The sequence below is a fragment of the Cellulophaga baltica genome (assembly GCF_900102165.1).
In the GTDB taxonomy this organism is placed as follows: domain Bacteria; phylum Bacteroidota; class Bacteroidia; order Flavobacteriales; family Flavobacteriaceae; genus Cellulophaga; species Cellulophaga baltica.
This window is the reverse complement of record NZ_FNBD01000002.1, coordinates 398,223-412,432: the sequence shown is the minus strand read 5'-3', so window position 1 is coordinate 412,432 and position 14,210 is coordinate 398,223. Positions and strand designations below refer to the sequence as shown.

At 35.1% G+C, this 14,210-nt stretch carries 29 protein-coding genes; all 29 read left to right on the top strand.

What is annotated here, in order from left to right:
* Positions 1–2 precede the first annotated feature (2 nt).
* The gene (gene rpsJ / locus BLQ19_RS04995; RefSeq protein ID WP_008613600.1) at positions 3–308 is read left to right on the top strand and encodes a 30S ribosomal protein S10; all 306 of its coding nucleotides are present in this window, start codon (positions 3–5) and stop codon (positions 306–308) included.
* 156 nt (positions 309–464) lie between these two features.
* Positions 465–1,082, top strand: coding sequence for a 50S ribosomal protein L3 (gene rplC, locus BLQ19_RS04990; protein ID WP_024479350.1), 618 nt, complete (start codon positions 465–467; stop codon positions 1,080–1,082).
* Positions 1,082–1,714 carry a 50S ribosomal protein L4 gene (gene rplD, locus BLQ19_RS04985; RefSeq protein WP_024479351.1) on the top strand — a complete coding sequence of 211 codons (633 nt, stop codon included), beginning with the start codon at positions 1,082–1,084 and terminating at the stop codon, positions 1,712–1,714. Before rplC ends, rplD begins: the two co-directional genes overlap by 1 nt.
* A 4-nt stretch (positions 1,715–1,718) precedes the next feature.
* Entirely contained in the window at positions 1,719–2,009 is a 291-nt protein-coding gene (gene rplW, locus BLQ19_RS04980) for a 50S ribosomal protein L23 (RefSeq protein WP_024479352.1), read from the top strand.
* Positions 2,010–2,028: 19 nt separating this feature from the next.
* Entirely contained in the window at positions 2,029–2,853 is an 825-nt protein-coding gene (rplB, locus tag BLQ19_RS04975; protein ID WP_024479353.1) for a 50S ribosomal protein L2, read from the top strand.
* A gap of 13 nt (positions 2,854–2,866) precedes the next feature.
* Positions 2,867–3,145, top strand: coding sequence for a 30S ribosomal protein S19 (gene rpsS, locus BLQ19_RS04970; RefSeq protein WP_024479354.1), 279 nt, complete (start codon positions 2,867–2,869; stop codon positions 3,143–3,145).
* 3 nt (positions 3,146–3,148) lie between these two features.
* On the top strand, positions 3,149–3,556 hold the full coding sequence (rplV, locus tag BLQ19_RS04965; protein WP_024479355.1) for a 50S ribosomal protein L22: 408 nt from the start codon (positions 3,149–3,151) through the stop codon (positions 3,554–3,556).
* 2 nt (positions 3,557–3,558) lie between these two features.
* Positions 3,559–4,278 carry a 30S ribosomal protein S3 gene (gene rpsC / locus BLQ19_RS04960; RefSeq protein ID WP_024479356.1) on the top strand — a complete coding sequence of 240 codons (720 nt, stop codon included), beginning with the start codon at positions 3,559–3,561 and terminating at the stop codon, positions 4,276–4,278.
* 19 nt (positions 4,279–4,297) lie between these two features.
* Positions 4,298–4,717 (top strand): 50S ribosomal protein L16, encoded by a 420-nt coding sequence (gene rplP / locus BLQ19_RS04955; protein WP_024479357.1) that lies wholly within the window; start codon positions 4,298–4,300, stop codon positions 4,715–4,717.
* Between the two features lie 19 nt (positions 4,718–4,736).
* Positions 4,737–4,928: a 50S ribosomal protein L29 gene (gene rpmC / locus BLQ19_RS04950; protein WP_024479358.1), complete on the top strand. Its 192-nt coding sequence runs from the start codon at positions 4,737–4,739 to the stop codon at positions 4,926–4,928.
* A 13-nt stretch (positions 4,929–4,941) separates the two neighbouring features.
* Positions 4,942–5,199: a 30S ribosomal protein S17 gene (rpsQ, locus tag BLQ19_RS04945; protein WP_013549448.1), complete on the top strand. Its 258-nt coding sequence runs from the start codon at positions 4,942–4,944 to the stop codon at positions 5,197–5,199.
* 2 nt (positions 5,200–5,201) lie between these two features.
* Positions 5,202–5,570: a 50S ribosomal protein L14 gene (gene rplN / locus BLQ19_RS04940; RefSeq protein ID WP_013549447.1), complete on the top strand. Its 369-nt coding sequence runs from the start codon at positions 5,202–5,204 to the stop codon at positions 5,568–5,570.
* A gap of 13 nt (positions 5,571–5,583) precedes the next feature.
* Positions 5,584–5,898, top strand: a complete 315-nt coding sequence (gene rplX, locus BLQ19_RS04935) for a 50S ribosomal protein L24 (RefSeq protein ID WP_024479359.1) — start codon at positions 5,584–5,586, stop codon at positions 5,896–5,898.
* A gap of 2 nt (positions 5,899–5,900) precedes the next feature.
* Entirely contained in the window at positions 5,901–6,452 is a 552-nt protein-coding gene (gene rplE, locus BLQ19_RS04930) for a 50S ribosomal protein L5 (protein ID WP_024479360.1), read from the top strand.
* Between the two features lies 1 nt (position 6,453).
* The gene (rpsN, locus tag BLQ19_RS04925) at positions 6,454–6,723 is read left to right on the top strand and encodes a 30S ribosomal protein S14 (RefSeq protein ID WP_024479361.1); all 270 of its coding nucleotides are present in this window, start codon (positions 6,454–6,456) and stop codon (positions 6,721–6,723) included.
* 68 nt (positions 6,724–6,791) lie between these two features.
* The gene (gene rpsH / locus BLQ19_RS04920) at positions 6,792–7,190 is read left to right on the top strand and encodes a 30S ribosomal protein S8 (RefSeq protein WP_013549443.1); all 399 of its coding nucleotides are present in this window, start codon (positions 6,792–6,794) and stop codon (positions 7,188–7,190) included.
* A gap of 19 nt (positions 7,191–7,209) precedes the next feature.
* Complete coding sequence (gene rplF, locus BLQ19_RS04915; protein ID WP_024479362.1) at positions 7,210–7,752, top strand: 50S ribosomal protein L6; 543 nt, start codon at positions 7,210–7,212, stop codon at positions 7,750–7,752.
* Between the two features lie 11 nt (positions 7,753–7,763).
* Positions 7,764–8,120, top strand: a complete 357-nt coding sequence (gene rplR / locus BLQ19_RS04910; protein ID WP_024479363.1) for a 50S ribosomal protein L18 — start codon at positions 7,764–7,766, stop codon at positions 8,118–8,120.
* A 6-nt stretch (positions 8,121–8,126) separates the two neighbouring features.
* On the top strand, positions 8,127–8,651 hold the full coding sequence (rpsE, locus tag BLQ19_RS04905; protein WP_024479364.1) for a 30S ribosomal protein S5: 525 nt from the start codon (positions 8,127–8,129) through the stop codon (positions 8,649–8,651).
* Positions 8,652–8,662: 11 nt separating this feature from the next.
* On the top strand, positions 8,663–8,842 hold the full coding sequence (gene rpmD, locus BLQ19_RS04900; RefSeq protein ID WP_024479365.1) for a 50S ribosomal protein L30: 180 nt from the start codon (positions 8,663–8,665) through the stop codon (positions 8,840–8,842).
* Positions 8,843–8,854: 12 nt separating this feature from the next.
* Positions 8,855–9,307 (top strand): 50S ribosomal protein L15, encoded by a 453-nt coding sequence (gene rplO, locus BLQ19_RS04895; RefSeq protein ID WP_029445351.1) that lies wholly within the window; start codon positions 8,855–8,857, stop codon positions 9,305–9,307.
* A gap of 10 nt (positions 9,308–9,317) precedes the next feature.
* Positions 9,318–10,658, top strand: coding sequence for a preprotein translocase subunit SecY (gene secY, locus BLQ19_RS04890; RefSeq protein ID WP_024479367.1), 1,341 nt, complete (start codon positions 9,318–9,320; stop codon positions 10,656–10,658).
* Positions 10,659–10,661: 3 nt separating this feature from the next.
* Positions 10,662–10,877: a translation initiation factor IF-1 gene (gene infA, locus BLQ19_RS04885; protein WP_013549436.1), complete on the top strand. Its 216-nt coding sequence runs from the start codon at positions 10,662–10,664 to the stop codon at positions 10,875–10,877.
* 9 nt (positions 10,878–10,886) lie between these two features.
* A complete protein-coding gene (gene ykgO, locus BLQ19_RS04880) occupies positions 10,887–11,003 on the top strand; it encodes a type B 50S ribosomal protein L36 (protein ID WP_010181906.1) in 117 nt (38 codons plus the stop codon).
* A gap of 2 nt (positions 11,004–11,005) precedes the next feature.
* Complete coding sequence (gene rpsM / locus BLQ19_RS04875) at positions 11,006–11,380, top strand: 30S ribosomal protein S13 (RefSeq protein WP_024479368.1); 375 nt, start codon at positions 11,006–11,008, stop codon at positions 11,378–11,380.
* A gap of 105 nt (positions 11,381–11,485) precedes the next feature.
* Positions 11,486–11,878 (top strand): 30S ribosomal protein S11, encoded by a 393-nt coding sequence (gene rpsK, locus BLQ19_RS04870; RefSeq protein ID WP_024479369.1) that lies wholly within the window; start codon positions 11,486–11,488, stop codon positions 11,876–11,878.
* A gap of 108 nt (positions 11,879–11,986) precedes the next feature.
* Positions 11,987–12,592, top strand: coding sequence for a 30S ribosomal protein S4 (gene rpsD / locus BLQ19_RS04865; RefSeq protein WP_024479370.1), 606 nt, complete (start codon positions 11,987–11,989; stop codon positions 12,590–12,592).
* Positions 12,593–12,609: 17 nt separating this feature from the next.
* Positions 12,610–13,602, top strand: a complete 993-nt coding sequence (locus BLQ19_RS04860; protein WP_025614031.1) for a DNA-directed RNA polymerase subunit alpha — start codon at positions 12,610–12,612, stop codon at positions 13,600–13,602.
* 55 nt (positions 13,603–13,657) lie between these two features.
* Positions 13,658–14,161 carry a 50S ribosomal protein L17 gene (gene rplQ, locus BLQ19_RS04855; RefSeq protein WP_024479372.1) on the top strand — a complete coding sequence of 168 codons (504 nt, stop codon included), beginning with the start codon at positions 13,658–13,660 and terminating at the stop codon, positions 14,159–14,161.
* The last annotated feature ends 49 nt before the right edge of the window (positions 14,162–14,210 follow it).

Below are 14,210 nucleotides of genomic sequence, written 5' to 3'. Positions count from 1 at the left end.
AAATGAGTCAAAAAATTAGAATAAAACTAAAATCATACGACTATAATTTAGTGGATAAGTCTGCTGAAAAAATAGTTAAAACTGTAAAGACTACAGGAGCTGTTGTTACTGGTCCAATTCCATTACCAACACATAAGAAAATATTTACTGTATTGCGTTCTCCTCACGTTAATAAAAAGTCGAGAGAGCAATTTCAATTAAGTTCTTATAAGAGGCTTCTTGATATTTATAGTTCTTCTTCAAAAACAATTGACGCTTTAATGAAATTAGAGTTGCCAAGTGGTGTTGAAGTAGAGATAAAAGTATAATTATACTTGTAAGCAATTTGTATTGCGAGTAACATGTCCTGAGCGTTTCGCAAGGGAAAAACGGAAAAATAAAATCAGGGTCGATTTATTTTGACCCTTTTTTTCAGTTCAAAATTGAGAGTTAATAAAAGTAAATACTAATTAATTAAATTAAATATGTCTGGGTTAATAGGAAAGAAAGTAGGCATGACTAGTATTTTCGATGAAAACGGAAAAAACATTCCGTGTACAGTAATCGAGCTAGGTCCATGTGTAGTTACCCAAGTCAGAACCGAAGAGGTAGACGGGTATAGTGCCCTTCAATTAGGTTTCGATGACAAGGCAGAAAAACGTGCTAATAAGGCTGAATCAGGTCATTTTAAAAAAGCAGGTGTTTCTCCTAAGAAAAAAGTCGTTGAATTCCGTGATTTTGAAGGTGATTACAAATTAGGAGACACTATTGGTGTTGATTTATTTGTAGAAGGTGAATTTGTAGATGCTATTGGTATCTCTAAAGGAAAAGGTTTTCAAGGTGTTGTTAAAAGACATGGCTTTGCCGGTGTTGGACAAGCAACTCACGGTCAACATAACAGACTAAGAGCTCCTGGTTCTGTAGGTGCTGCTTCTTATCCTGCGAGAGTATTCAAAGGTATGAAGATGGCCGGAAGAATGGGTACTGATAAAGTAACTGTTCAAAACCTTAAGGTTTTAAAAGTAGTTCCAGAAAAAAATCTTTTAGTTTTAAAAGGTTGTGTGCCTGGTCATAAGAACGCTTACGTAACTATTGAGAAGTAATGAAGGTAGCAGTTTTAGATATTAAAGGAAAAGAAACAGGTAGAAGCATAGAGCTTTCTGATGCTGTTTACGGTATAGAGCCAAATAAACATGCTGTTTATTTAGATGTTAAACAATATTTAGCGCACCAAAGACAAGGTACGCATAAGTCTAAAGAAAGAGCTGAGATAGCTGGTAGTACAAGAAAAATAAAGAAACAAAAGGGTACAGGTACTGCTCGTGCGGGTAGTATTAAGTCTCCAGTTTTTAGAGGTGGTGGTCGTATATTTGGACCAAGACCTAAAGATTATAAGCAAAAATTAAATAAGAATTTAAAACGTTTAGCTAGAAAATCTGCTTTGAGTATTAAGTCAAATGAAAAAGCAATTTTAGTAGTTGAAGATTTTAATTTTGATGCTCCAAAAACAAAGGATTTTAAGAATGTTTTGAAGTCATTAGGCTTGGAAAATAAAAAATCTCTATTTGTGTTGGGTGATTCAAATAATAATGTATATTTGTCGTCACGCAATTTGAAAGGGTCTGAAGTTGTAACTAACTCAGATTTAAGCACTTATAAAATTTTAAATGCTAATAATATTGTGCTTCTAGAAGGTTCTTTAGAAGGAATTGAGTCTAACTTAACTAAACAATAAGAACATGAGTGTGTTGATAAAGCCAATTATAACAGAAAAAATGACTTCAGATAGTGAGTTGTACAATCGTTATGGCTTCATTGTGAACCCTAAGGCGAATAAGCTTCAGATTAAAGAAGCTGTTGAATCTACTTACGGGGTTTCAGTTGAGAAAGTTAGAACTATGAATTACGGGCCTTCAAGAAAGACTCGTTATACGAAAACCGGAGTGCAACATGGTAAATCTAATGCTTATAAGAAAGCAATAGTACAGGTTTCTGAAGGGGATATAATCGATTATTACAGTAATCTATAATTAAGACTAAAGACAAAAAATGTCAGTTAGAAAATTAAAACCAATCACTCCAGGACAGCGTTTTAGAGTAGTAAACGGATTCGACGCGATTACTACTGATAAGCCGGAGAAGAGCTTGCTTGCTCCGTTAAAAAAGTCCGGAGGTAGAAACAGTCAAGGAAAGATGACTATCCAGCACAGAGGTGGTGGTCATAAGAGAAGGTATCGTTTGATAGATTTCAAAAGAGACAAGCAAGGAGTTGCTGGTGTCATTGATTCTATTCAGTATGATCCTAACAGAACAGCATTCGTAGCTTTAGTGAATTATGCTGATGGAGAGAAAAGATATGTAATAGCACAAAACGGAATGCAAGTGGGTCAGGAGATTTCTTCTGGTGCAGATGCTACTCCTGAAATTGGAAATGCACTTCCTTTAAGTGCTATTCCTTTAGGTACTATTATTTCTTGTATAGAACTACGTCCAGGACAAGGTGCTGTTATGGCAAGAAGTGCTGGTACATTTGCTCAATTAATGGCTAGAGACGGTAAGTTTGCTACGGTAAAACTTCCTTCAGGTGAAACTAGATTGATTCTAGTTTTATGTTTAGCTACGATTGGGGCGGTATCTAATTCTGATCATCAATTACTTGTTTCTGGTAAAGCCGGTAGAAGTAGATGGTTAGGTAGAAGACCAAGAACAAGACCGGTTGCAATGAACCCTGTCGATCATCCAATGGGTGGTGGTGAAGGTAGAGCTTCAGGTGGTCACCCAAGATCTAAGAACGGTATACCTGCTAAAGGTTATAGAACTCGTTCTAAGACTAAGGCTACAAATAGATATATATTAGAACGTAGAAAGAAATAAAAAGTAGAAAGAAATGGCACGTTCACTAAAAAAAGGACCTTACGTTCACTTTAGTTTAGAAAAGAAAGTTCAACAGAATATAGATTCTGGTAAAAAGACTGTAGTTAAGACTTGGTCAAGAGCTTCAATGATAACACCAGATTTCGTTGGTCAAACTATCGCTGTTCATAATGGTAGACAATTTGTTCCTGTATATGTTACAGAGAATATGGTTGGTCATAAATTAGGAGAATTTTCACCAACTAGATCTTTTAGAGGTCATGGTGGTTCGAAAAATAAAGGAAAAAAGTAAGCTATGGGAGTTCGTAAAAAACAAATGGCCGAAAGAATAAAGGCGGAGAAAAAGCAGATTGCTTTTGCGAAATTGAATAATTGTCCAACTTCACCAAGAAAGATGCGTTTAGTAGCTGATTTGGTAAGAGGGGTTCAAGTGGAGAAAGCACTGGCAATTTTAAAATTCAATTCTAAAGAAGCTTCTCGTAAATTAGAGAAATTGCTTTTATCAGCTATTGCAAACTGGCAGGCTAAAAATGAGGATGCTAGTATAGAAGATGCTGACCTTTTTATTAAAGAGATAAGAGTTGATGGTGGCGCTATGTTGAAAAGACTTAGACCGGCACCTCAAGGTAGAGCACACAGAATTAGAAAACGTTCCAATCACGTAACATTAGTGTTGGATTCTAACAATAATGTACAAAGCTAGGTATGGGACAAAAGACAAATCCAATCGGAATTCGTTTAGGCATCATTAGAGGATGGGAGTCTAACTGGTATGGTGGAAATGATTACGGTGATAAATTAGCCGAAGATAACAAGATCAGAAAATATGTTCATGCTCGTTTAGCGAAAGCTAGTGTATCAAGAGTTATTATTGAGCGTACTTTAAAACTTATTACTATTACTATTACAACTGCAAGACCTGGTATTATTATCGGTAAAGGTGGTCAGGAAGTAGATAAGTTGAAAGAGGAGCTTAAGAAAATTACTGATAAAGAGGTTCAGATTAATATTTTTGAAATTAAAAGACCTGAGTTAGATGCAAATCTTGTAGCGGCTAGTGTTGCTCGTCAAATTGAAAATAGAATTTCATTTAGAAGAGCAATTAAAATGGCAATTGCTGCAGCGATGCGTATGAATGCTGAAGGTATTAAAATTCAAATTTCTGGACGTTTAAATGGAGCGGAAATGGCTCGTTCTGAATCTTATAAAGATGGAAGAATACCATTATCGACTTTTAGAGCAGATATCGACTATGCTTTACATGAAGCACATACTACTTATGGAAGATTAGGTATCAAAGTGTGGATTATGAAAGGTGAGGTTTATGGTAAAAGAGATTTATCTCCTTTAGTTGGTATGGAAAAAAGCCAAGGTGCTAAAGGTGGGAAGCAAGATGGTAACAAGAAACCACGTCGTAGAAAGTAATTTTTAAAGAAGTAGAAAAATGTTACAACCTAAAAGAACCAAGTTTCGTAAGACACAGAAGGGTAGAATGAAAGGGATCTCTGGAAGAGGTCATCAGCTTTCAAATGGTATGTTCGGTATAAAATCTTTAGATACAAGTTTTATTACATCAAGACAGATAGAGGCAGCGCGTATTGCTGCTACTAGATATATGAAAAGAGAGGGGCAAATGTGGATTAAAATATTTCCAGATAAGCCTATTACCAAAAAACCTCTAGAGGTTCGTATGGGTAAAGGTAAAGGTGCTCCTGAATATTTTGTTGCTGTGGTTTTACCTGGTAGGATTATGTTCGAAATCGCTGGGGTGTCTCAGGAGATTGCTAAAGAGGCGTTACGTCTTGCAGCGCAGAAATTACCTGTTAAAACAAAGTTTATTGTTGCTAGAGATTATTCAGCTTAATTTTTAATTGTAAGGAATTATGAAACAATCAGAAGTAAAGGAATTATCTGTTGAGGAGTTAGGCTCTAAATTAGCTGAGGCTAAGAAGCAACATTCAGATTTGAAAATAGCGCATAGCGTTACTCCGTTGGAAAACCCGCTTCAAATAAGAAAAGCGAGAAGAACAGTGGCTAGAATAGCGACAGAATTAACTAAAAGGGATAACCAATAACTGGTTCTGCTTTATGGAAAAAAGAAACTTAAGAAAAGAGAGAGTAGGAGTTGTTACTAGCAACAAAATGGAGAAATCAATTGTGATTTCAGAAGTTAAGCGAGTAAAACACCCTATGTACGGAAAGTTCGTATTAAGAACTAAAAAATATGTTGCACACGATGAGGCAAATGATTGCAATATTGGTGATACAGTAAGGATAATGGAAACACGTCCTTTAAGTAAAACTAAGTGTTGGAGATTGGTTGAAATCATTGAAAGAGCTAAATAATTATGTTACAGCAAGAATCAAGATTAAAGGTAGCTGACAATACTGGGGCAAAAGAAGTTTTGACCATTAGAGTGTTAGGTGGTACAAAAAGAAGATATGCTTCTGTAGGAGATAAAATAGTAGTAGCGGTTAAAGAAGCTACTCCTAATGGTACTATTAAAAAAGGTGCTGTTTCTACTGCGGTTGTAGTTAGAACTAAAAAGGAAGTAAGAAGACAAGATGGTTCTTACATTCGTTTTGATGATAACGCATGTGTTCTTTTAAATCCAACTGGAGAAATGAGAGGTACACGTGTTTTTGGACCTGTAGCTAGAGAACTTCGTGATAAGCAATTCATGAAAATTGTATCATTAGCTCCAGAGGTGCTATAACATTTAGAAACAGATGAAAAAGCTAAAAATAAAAGTAGGAGATATCGTAAGAATCGTAGCTGGAGACCATAAAGGTGTGGAAGGTAAGATTATGAAGATTGATTTTGATAAGAACAAGGCGATTGTTGAAGGTGCTAATATGGTATCTAAGCATGAAAAGCCTAGTGCTAAAAATCCTCAAGGTGGTATCGTAAAGAAAGAGGCACTTTTACACATATCTAATTTAGCATTGATTGATGCTAAATCTGGTAGCACTACGAGAGTAGGTTACGATGTTAGAGATGGGAAAAAAGTTAGAGTCTCTAAAAAATCTAATGAAGTAATATAGTTATGGCTTACGTTACAAGGTTAAAAACAGAATACAATGAGCGCATTATTGGCGCTCTTAAAGAAGAGTTTGGGTATAAGAACGTTATGCAGGTTCCTAAGCTAGAGAAGATAGTTGTTAGTAGAGGTGTAGGTGCAGCTGTAGCAGATAAGAAGTTAATAGACCATGCGGTTGACGAATTAACTACAATTACTGGTCAGAAGTCTGTAGCTACTATTTCTAAGAAGGATGTTGCTTCTTTTAAGCTTAGAAAAGGTATGCCAATCGGTTGTAAGGTTACTTTAAGAGGTGAAAGAATGTTTGAATTTCTTGATCGTTTAGTTACTAGTGCACTTCCAAGAGTTAGAGATTTCCAAGGAATTAAGGCTACTGGCTTTGATGGACGTGGTAATTATAATCTTGGTGTTACAGAGCAAATTATTTTTCCTGAGATAAATATTGATAAAATCAATAGAATCAACGGAATGGATATTACCTTTGTAACTTCTGCAAAAACAGATAAAGAGGCTAAATCATTATTAACTCAATTGGGATTACCTTTTAAAAAGAATTAAGATGGCTAAAGAATCGATGAAAGCCCGCGAGGTTAAAAGAGAAAAAACTGTAGCAAAGTACGCTGAGAAGAGAAAAGCTTTGAAAGAAGCTGGAGACTACGAAGGGTTACAGAAACTACCTAGAAATGCTAATCCGGTACGTTTACATAATAGATGTAAGCTTACAGGTAGACCTAGAGGTTACATGAGAACATTTGGTGTTTCGCGTGTAACTTTCAGAGAAATGGCAAATGAAGGGTTAATACCAGGAGTTAAAAAAGCTAGCTGGTAGTCAATTTAAATATTAACTGGTATCAGGTTTAGCGCATTGCTAAAAACCAATACTGCAAATTAGTACATATGGTAACAGATCCAATTTCGGATTACTTAACAAGAATTAGAAATGCGAGTAGCGCTGGGCACAGAGTTGTCGAGATTCCTGCATCTAATTTGAAAAAAGAAATGACTAAAATATTATTCGAACAAGGATATATTTTAAGTTATAAGTTTGAACCAAATAAGGTTCAAGGCACGGTGAAAATAGCTTTGAAGTATGATAAGCTAACTAAAGAACCTGTGATAAAAAAAATTATGCGTATAAGTAAGCCAGGTCTACGTAAGTATGCTGGTTCTACTGATTTACCAAGAGTACTTAACGGATTGGGTATTGCTATCGTTTCAACTTCACATGGGGTTATGACGAGTAAGCAAGCTAAGCTAGAAAAAGTTGGTGGTGAAGTATTATGTTACGTTTATTAATACTATAAAGATTTAAGAAATGTCTAGAATAGGTAATAATCCAGTTGCGATACCTCAGGGAGTAACCGTTGAGATAAAAGATAATTTAATTACTGTAAAAGGTAAGTTGGGTGAGTTAACTCAAGAATATAGCGCTGTTGAAGTAAAGGTTGAAGATGATCAAGTTTTTGTAACTAGATCTTCTGATACTAAAGAGCATAAAGCTAAGCATGGTCTTTACAGATCTTTGGTTAACAATATGATCGATGGTGTATCAAAAGGATGGACTAAAGAATTGGAACTTGTAGGTGTAGGTTATAGAGCAAGTAACCAAGGTCAAAGATTAGATTTGGCTTTAGGTTTTTCTCATAATATAGTTATAGATCTTGCTCCAGAGGTTTCAATTGAAACTGTATCTGAAAAAGGAAAAAATCCAATTATTAAGTTAACGTCTTTTGACAAACAATTAGTAGGTCAAGTAGCTGCTAAAATAAGATCTTTCCGTAGACCAGAGCCGTATAAAGGAAAAGGTGTTAAGTTTGTTGGAGAACAATTAAGAAGAAAAGCTGGTAAGTCAGCATAATAAGTAGAATTATGGGATTATCAAAGACTGAAAGAAGACAGCGAATTAAGAGAAGAATACGTAAAGTTTCTTTTGGTACTGCTGCAAGACCGAGATTATCGGTTTTTAGAAGTAACAAAGAAATTTATGTACAAGTTATAGATGATAACAGTGGGGTAACTTTAGTTGCAGCATCTTCTAGAGATAAGGAGATAGTTGATGTTAAAGGAACTAAGACTGAAATAGCTAACTTAGTAGGTAAAACTATTGCGGAAAAAGCAAAGAAAGCTGGTGTTGAGACAGTAGCTTTTGACAGAGGTGGTTGTTTATATCACGGTAGAGTAAAATCATTAGCTGAAGGAGCTAGAGAAGCAGGACTTAAATTCTAAATATATATGTACCAGAAATACAAAAACGTAGAAGTTGTAAAACCAGGAGGTCTTGATTTAAAAGATCGTTTAGTTGGTGTACAAAGAGTTACTAAAGTAACAAAAGGTGGTAGAGCATTTGGTTTCTCTGCTATCGTTGTTGTTGGTGACGAAAATGGCGTAGTTGGTCAAGGTTTAGGTAAGTCTAAAGAAGTTGCTACTGCTATTTCTAAGGCTATTGATGACGCTAAGAAAAATTTAATTAGAATTCCTTTAATTAAAGGAACAATACCTCACGAACAAAAAGGTAAGTTTGGTGGAGCTAGAGTTTATATTCAGCCTGCATCTCATGGTACCGGGGTAATTGCTGGTGGAGCTGTGAGAGCGGTACTTGAAGCAGTTGGGGTTCATGATGTATTATCAAAATCTCAAGGGTCTTCAAACCCACACAACGTTGTTAAGGCTACATTTGATGCATTATTGCAGATTAGAGATGCTAAGACAGTTGCTACACAAAGAGGAATTTCTCTTGAAAAAGTTTTTAAGGGATAAATTAAGGTATTATGGCAAAAGTTAAAGTTACACAAGTTAAGAGTGGTATTAAAAAACCTCTTAGACAGAAAAAAACTCTTGAAGCACTTGGTTTAAGAAAATTAGGTCAAGTTGTAGAACATGAGAATACTCCTAGTATTATGGGTATGATAGCTAAAGTTAATCACTTAGTTTCAACTGAGGAAGCTTAAAAAAATATAAAGATGAATTTAAATAGTTTAAAACCAGCTGAAGGCGCTGTTCACCGTGCAGGTAAGATTGTAGGACGTGGGCAAGGTACTGGAAAAGGTGGTACTGCCACTAGAGGTCACAAAGGTGCTAAATCTAGATCTGGGTATTCTAAAAAGATTGGTTTTGAAGGTGGGCAAATGCCACTTCAAAGACGTGTTCCTAAATTTGGTTTTACAAATATTAATAGAAAGGAATACGCTGGTATTAATTTAGATAAGTTGCAATTACTTGTAGATAATGGTATCGCTAAAGATGCTATTAATTTAGATGTATTGGTTCAAAATAGATTAGCCCGAAAATCTGATTTAGTTAAAATATTAGGTGGAGGTGAATTAAAAGCGTCTCTTAAAATATCAGCACATAAATTTACTGCTACTGCTAAAGCGGCTATAGAAGCTGCTGGTGGCGAAGCAATAAGTTTATAAGAAATACACTATGAAGAAATTTTTCGAGACATTATCTAATATTTGGAAGATTGAAGAGTTAAAAGGAAGAATCCTTGTTACTCTTGGTTTATTGTTAGTATACAGATTCGGGGCGCAAATTGCGCTCCCGGGTATTGATACAGCGCAACTAGGAGCCTTAACTTCTGGTACAGAAAACGGAATCTTTGGAATATTAAATGCTTTTACAGGGGGTGCTTTTGCAAAAGCCTCTGTTTTTGCATTGGGTATTATGCCTTATATCTCTGCTTCTATTGTAGTGCAATTAATGGGAATAGCTATTCCTTACTTGCAGAAACTTCAGAAAGAAGGTGAAAGTGGAAGAAAGACTATCAATCAAATTACAAGATGGTTAACTATCGGTATCTGTATCTTACAGGCTCCAACTTATTTATTAGGTTTAAGTCAGTTTGGTGTGCCGGATAGTGCTTTTGTTCTTGGTAAAGGTCTTGATTTCATGATTCCTGCGGTTATTATCTTAGTAACTGGAACTGTATTTGCAATGTGGTTAGGGGAGAAAATTACGGATAGAGGTATCGGTAATGGTATTTCTTTATTAATTATGATTGGTATTATTGCTACATTACCTCAAGCCTTTGCTCAAGAAGCTATTTCGAGATGGGAAGGAACAGGAGGTCCAATGTTAGTTTTAATTGAAGTTATTATCTGGTTTGTGGTAATCCTACTAAGTGTTTTATTGGTAATGGCTACTAGACAAATACCGGTGCAATACGCTCGTAGATCTGCTTCTGGTGGATATGAGAAAGATGCTATGGGAACTAGACAGTACATTCCTTTAAAGCTTAATGCTTCTGGTGTTATGCCAATTATCTTTGCACAGGCAATTATGTTTGCTCCTGGATTAATTGGAAAGACATTTAATGAAACAGCATGGGGGCAATGGATGGAAGTTCAATTCCAAGATATTTTTGGATTGGCTTACAATTTGTTATTTGCATTTTTGATAATTGTATTTACATATTTTTATACGGCAATCACGGTTCCGACAAATAAAATGGCTGATGACTTAAAAAGAAGCGGCGGTTTTATCCCTGGAATTAGGCCTGGAGCAGAAACTGGCGATTTTTTAGATAAGATTATGTCTTTAATTACGTTACCAGGATCTATTTTCTTAGCTTTGCTGGCTGTATTGCCTGCAATTGTAGTTAAGTTAATGGATGTTCAACCAGGTTGGGCCATGTTTTATGGTGGTACATCACTATTAATTATGGTTGGTGTTGCAATAGATACAGTACAACAAGTTAATTCGTATTTGTTAAATCGTCATTATGATGGGTTAATGAAGACAGGTAAAAATAGAAAGGTAGCGTAAGTTATGGCTAAGCAATCAGCAATAGAGCAAGACGGTAGCATAATTGAAGCATTATCAAATGCAATGTTTCGTGTAGAGTTAGAAAATGGACATGTTGTTACAGCCCATATTTCAGGCAAGATGCGTATGCATTATATAAAATTACTTCCAGGTGATAAGGTAAAATTAGAAATGAGTCCTTATGATTTGAGTAAAGCAAGAATTACATATAGATATTAAGATAATAGGATGAAAGTTAGAGCATCATTAAAGAAAAGAAGTGCCGACTGCAAAATTGTTCGCAGAAAAGGTAGATTGTACGTAATAAACAAAAAGAATCCTAGATTTAAACAAAGACAAGGGTAGTTATGGCAAGAATTGCAGGTGTTGATATACCAAAACAGAAAAGAGGGGTAATTGCTCTTACTTATATCTTCGGAGTAGGTAACAGTAGGGCTAAAGAAATTTTAGCAAATGCCCAAGTAAGTGAAGATACAAAGGTGTCTGATTGGAACGATGATGAAATCAGTCGTATTCGTGAGGCAGTTTCTGCTTTCACTATCGAGGGTGAACTTCGTTCTGAGACTCAATTAAACATTAAACGTTTAATGGACATTGGTTGTTACAGAGGTATTCGTCATAGATCTGGTCTTCCGTTAAGAGGACAGAGAACGAAGAATAATTCTAGAACTAGAAAAGGTAAGAGAAAAACTGTTGCTAACAAGAAAAAAGCAACTAAATAAAAATTAGACAGTAGTCATTAGTATTTGGACGTTAGAAGAATCTGCTTGAAATCGAAAGGTTTAGGATTCCAATAACTCAGAACTAACAACTAGAAACTTAAAAATATGGCAAAGTCAAATACAAAAGTTGCAAAGAAACGTAAGGTTATTGTAGAATCTGTTGGTGAAGCTCACGTAACAGCATCTTTCAATAACATTATTATTTCTTTGACAAATAAAAAAGGTGACGTAATTTCTTGGTCGTCTGCAGGTAAAATGGGATTCAGAGGTTCTAAGAAGAACACTCCTTATGCAGCTCAAGTTGCTTCTGAAGATTGTGCTAAAGTAGCACATGAAGCAGGATTAAGAAAAGTGAAAGTTTACGTTAAAGGACCAGGAAATGGTAGAGAATCTGCAATACGTTCTTTACATAATGCTGGTATTGAAGTTACAGAAATTATTGATGTAACACCAATTCCACATAATGGTTGTAGACCACCAAAAAGAAGAAGAGTTTAATTATAATTACTAATAGTCCTTTTAAAATAGGATATTTCACAGAAAGTATTGATACGATTATCGAAGGATAAGCCTTAATTCATAATCATACTTTCAAACAACAAGAAGATGGCAAGATATATAGGACCAAAAACTAAAATTGCTCGTAAATTTGGCGAAGCAATATTCGGAGATGATAAATCTTTTGAAAAAAGAAATTTCCCTCCAGGACAACACGGAAACGCTAGACGTCGTGGAAAAAAATCTGAGTATGCTGTTCAGTTAATGGAAAAGCAAAAAGCTAAGTACACTTACGGTATATTAGAAAAACAATTTAGAAACATTTTCGCAACTGCAAAGAGAAAAGAAGGTGTTACTGGTGAAATTTTACTTCAATTATGTGAATGTCGTTTAGATAACGTTGTTTTCAGAATGGGAGTTTCTAATTCTAGAAGTGGAGCTAGACAATTAGTATCACACAGACATATTACTGTTAACGGAGAGTTAGTAAATATTCCTTCGTATTCTTTAAAAGCAGGTGATGTTGTTGGTGTTAGAGAAAAGTCTAAATCAATTTCTACAATACAAGATTCGTTAGCTGCTAACAGTAGTGTTTACGAATGGATGACTTGGAATACTGAAAAAATGGAAGGTACTTTTGTTGCTGTTCCTGAAAGACTTCAAATTCCAGAGAATATCAAAGAACAATTAATCGTCGAGTTATACTCTAAATAAACAACACTGATCCAATTATGGCATTATTTAATTTTCAAAAACCCGATAAAGTTATAATGATTGATTCGACAGATTTCGAAGGGAAGTTTGAATTCCGCCCTTTGGAACCTGGTTATGGATTGACTGTTGGAAATGCTTTAAGAAGAGTATTACTATCTTCTTTAGAAGGTTTTGCAATTACCTCTATTCGCGTAGATAAAGTAGAGCATGAATTCTCTGTTATATCTGGTATCGTAGAAGATGTAACTGAAATTATTCTAAACCTTAAGCAAGTTCGTTTTAAAAGACAAATTGAAGATGTAGATTCTGAAACTGTTTCTGTTTCGGTAAGTGGTAAAAACCAACTTACAGCAGGGGATTTTCAAAAATTTATTTCTGGATTTCAAGTACTTAATCCTGATCTAGTAATCTGTAATATGGATGCTAAAGTTAACTTCAATATGGAGTTAGTTATTGAAAAGGGTAGAGGTTATGTTCCTGCAGAGGAAAATAAGAAGTCTGGTGCTCCAATTGGTACGATAGCTATTGATTCTATCTTTACACCTATTAAGAATGTAAAATATAGTATTGAAAACTTCCGTGTAGAACAAAAGACCGATTACGAAAAATTAGTTTTCGAAATTGAATCTGATGGTTCTATTGCTCCAAAGGATGCTTTAACAGAAGGTGCTAAGGTTTTAATACACCACTTTATGTTATTCTCTGATGAGCGTATCACTTTAGAAGCTGACGAAATTGCACAAACTGAAACTTATGACGAAGAGTCCCTACACATGCGTCAGTTATTAAAAACAAAATTAGTAGATATGGATCTTTCGGTTCGTGCTCTAAATTGTTTGAAAGCTGCGGAAGTAGATACTCTAGGAGACTTAGTTTCTTTTAATAAAAATGATTTAATGAAGTTTAGAAACTTCGGTAAAAAGTCATTAACAGAGCTTGAAGAACTTGTAATCAATAAAGGTTTAAGTTTCGGTATGGATCTGTCAAAATATAAATTAGATAAAGATTAATTTTACTTCTGTTGGAAGAGAAAATCTCGGATAAGGAAGAAAATAGAATAAAGTAATGAGACACGGTAAAAAAGTTAATCACTTAGGTAGAAAGAAGGCGCATAGAGTTGCAATGCTTGCAAATATGGCTTGTTCTCTTATCGAACACAAAAGAATAAACACAACTGTAGCAAAGGCTAAAGCTTTAAAGCAGTTTGTTGAGCCATTGATCACTAAGGCTAAGACTGAGAATAATCAGACTACTGAGAAAGGAACACACAATAGACGTGTTGTTTTCAAGAACCTTAGAGATAAATATGCTGTAACTGAGTTATTCAGTACGGTAGCAGAAAAAATAGCTGACCGTCCAGGTGGTTATACTAGAATTATTAAGTTAGGTACTCGTTTAGGAGATAACGCTGATATGGCGATGATCGAGTTGGTAGATTTTAATGAGCTTTACAATGCTTCTAAAACTCCAGCTAAGAAAACTACTAGAAGAGGAAAGGCTAAGAAATCGGACGCTCCGGCGGCTGAGGCTTCTCAAGAAACTAATCAACCAGAAAGTTCAGAAGAATAAGATGGTTTATAAGTATTAATATTAGAAAAGGATAAGTTGAAAAGCTTAT

Bases quoted from the DNA above. Each gene is read 5' to 3' on its own strand.
- rpsJ (WP_008613600.1), top strand. From the start codon at position 3: ATGAGTCAAAAAATTAGAATAAAACTAAAATCATACGACTATAATTTA.
- rplC (WP_024479350.1), top strand. From the start codon at position 465: ATGTCTGGGTTAATAGGAAAGAAAGTAGGCATGACTAGTATTTTCGAT.
- rplD (WP_024479351.1), top strand. From the start codon at position 1,082: ATGAAGGTAGCAGTTTTAGATATTAAAGGAAAAGAAACAGGTAGAAGC.
- rplW (WP_024479352.1), top strand. From the start codon at position 1,719: ATGAGTGTGTTGATAAAGCCAATTATAACAGAAAAAATGACTTCAGAT.
- rplB (WP_024479353.1), top strand. From the start codon at position 2,029: ATGTCAGTTAGAAAATTAAAACCAATCACTCCAGGACAGCGTTTTAGA.
- rpsS (WP_024479354.1), top strand. From the start codon at position 2,867: ATGGCACGTTCACTAAAAAAAGGACCTTACGTTCACTTTAGTTTAGAA.
- rplV (WP_024479355.1), top strand. From the start codon at position 3,149: ATGGGAGTTCGTAAAAAACAAATGGCCGAAAGAATAAAGGCGGAGAAA.
- rpsC (WP_024479356.1), top strand. From the start codon at position 3,559: ATGGGACAAAAGACAAATCCAATCGGAATTCGTTTAGGCATCATTAGA.
- rplP (WP_024479357.1), top strand. From the start codon at position 4,298: ATGTTACAACCTAAAAGAACCAAGTTTCGTAAGACACAGAAGGGTAGA.
- rpmC (WP_024479358.1), top strand. From the start codon at position 4,737: ATGAAACAATCAGAAGTAAAGGAATTATCTGTTGAGGAGTTAGGCTCT.
- rpsQ (WP_013549448.1), top strand. From the start codon at position 4,942: ATGGAAAAAAGAAACTTAAGAAAAGAGAGAGTAGGAGTTGTTACTAGC.
- rplN (WP_013549447.1), top strand. From the start codon at position 5,202: ATGTTACAGCAAGAATCAAGATTAAAGGTAGCTGACAATACTGGGGCA.
- rplX (WP_024479359.1), top strand. From the start codon at position 5,584: ATGAAAAAGCTAAAAATAAAAGTAGGAGATATCGTAAGAATCGTAGCT.
- rplE (WP_024479360.1), top strand. From the start codon at position 5,901: ATGGCTTACGTTACAAGGTTAAAAACAGAATACAATGAGCGCATTATT.
- rpsN (WP_024479361.1), top strand. From the start codon at position 6,454: ATGGCTAAAGAATCGATGAAAGCCCGCGAGGTTAAAAGAGAAAAAACT.
- rpsH (WP_013549443.1), top strand. From the start codon at position 6,792: ATGGTAACAGATCCAATTTCGGATTACTTAACAAGAATTAGAAATGCG.
- rplF (WP_024479362.1), top strand. From the start codon at position 7,210: ATGTCTAGAATAGGTAATAATCCAGTTGCGATACCTCAGGGAGTAACC.
- rplR (WP_024479363.1), top strand. From the start codon at position 7,764: ATGGGATTATCAAAGACTGAAAGAAGACAGCGAATTAAGAGAAGAATA.
- rpsE (WP_024479364.1), top strand. From the start codon at position 8,127: ATGTACCAGAAATACAAAAACGTAGAAGTTGTAAAACCAGGAGGTCTT.
- rpmD (WP_024479365.1), top strand. From the start codon at position 8,663: ATGGCAAAAGTTAAAGTTACACAAGTTAAGAGTGGTATTAAAAAACCT.
- rplO (WP_029445351.1), top strand. From the start codon at position 8,855: ATGAATTTAAATAGTTTAAAACCAGCTGAAGGCGCTGTTCACCGTGCA.
- secY (WP_024479367.1), top strand. From the start codon at position 9,318: ATGAAGAAATTTTTCGAGACATTATCTAATATTTGGAAGATTGAAGAG.
- infA (WP_013549436.1), top strand. From the start codon at position 10,662: ATGGCTAAGCAATCAGCAATAGAGCAAGACGGTAGCATAATTGAAGCA.
- ykgO (WP_010181906.1), top strand. From the start codon at position 10,887: ATGAAAGTTAGAGCATCATTAAAGAAAAGAAGTGCCGACTGCAAAATT.
- rpsM (WP_024479368.1), top strand. From the start codon at position 11,006: ATGGCAAGAATTGCAGGTGTTGATATACCAAAACAGAAAAGAGGGGTA.
- rpsK (WP_024479369.1), top strand. From the start codon at position 11,486: ATGGCAAAGTCAAATACAAAAGTTGCAAAGAAACGTAAGGTTATTGTA.
- rpsD (WP_024479370.1), top strand. From the start codon at position 11,987: ATGGCAAGATATATAGGACCAAAAACTAAAATTGCTCGTAAATTTGGC.
- BLQ19_RS04860 (WP_025614031.1), top strand. From the start codon at position 12,610: ATGGCATTATTTAATTTTCAAAAACCCGATAAAGTTATAATGATTGAT.
- rplQ (WP_024479372.1), top strand. From the start codon at position 13,658: ATGAGACACGGTAAAAAAGTTAATCACTTAGGTAGAAAGAAGGCGCAT.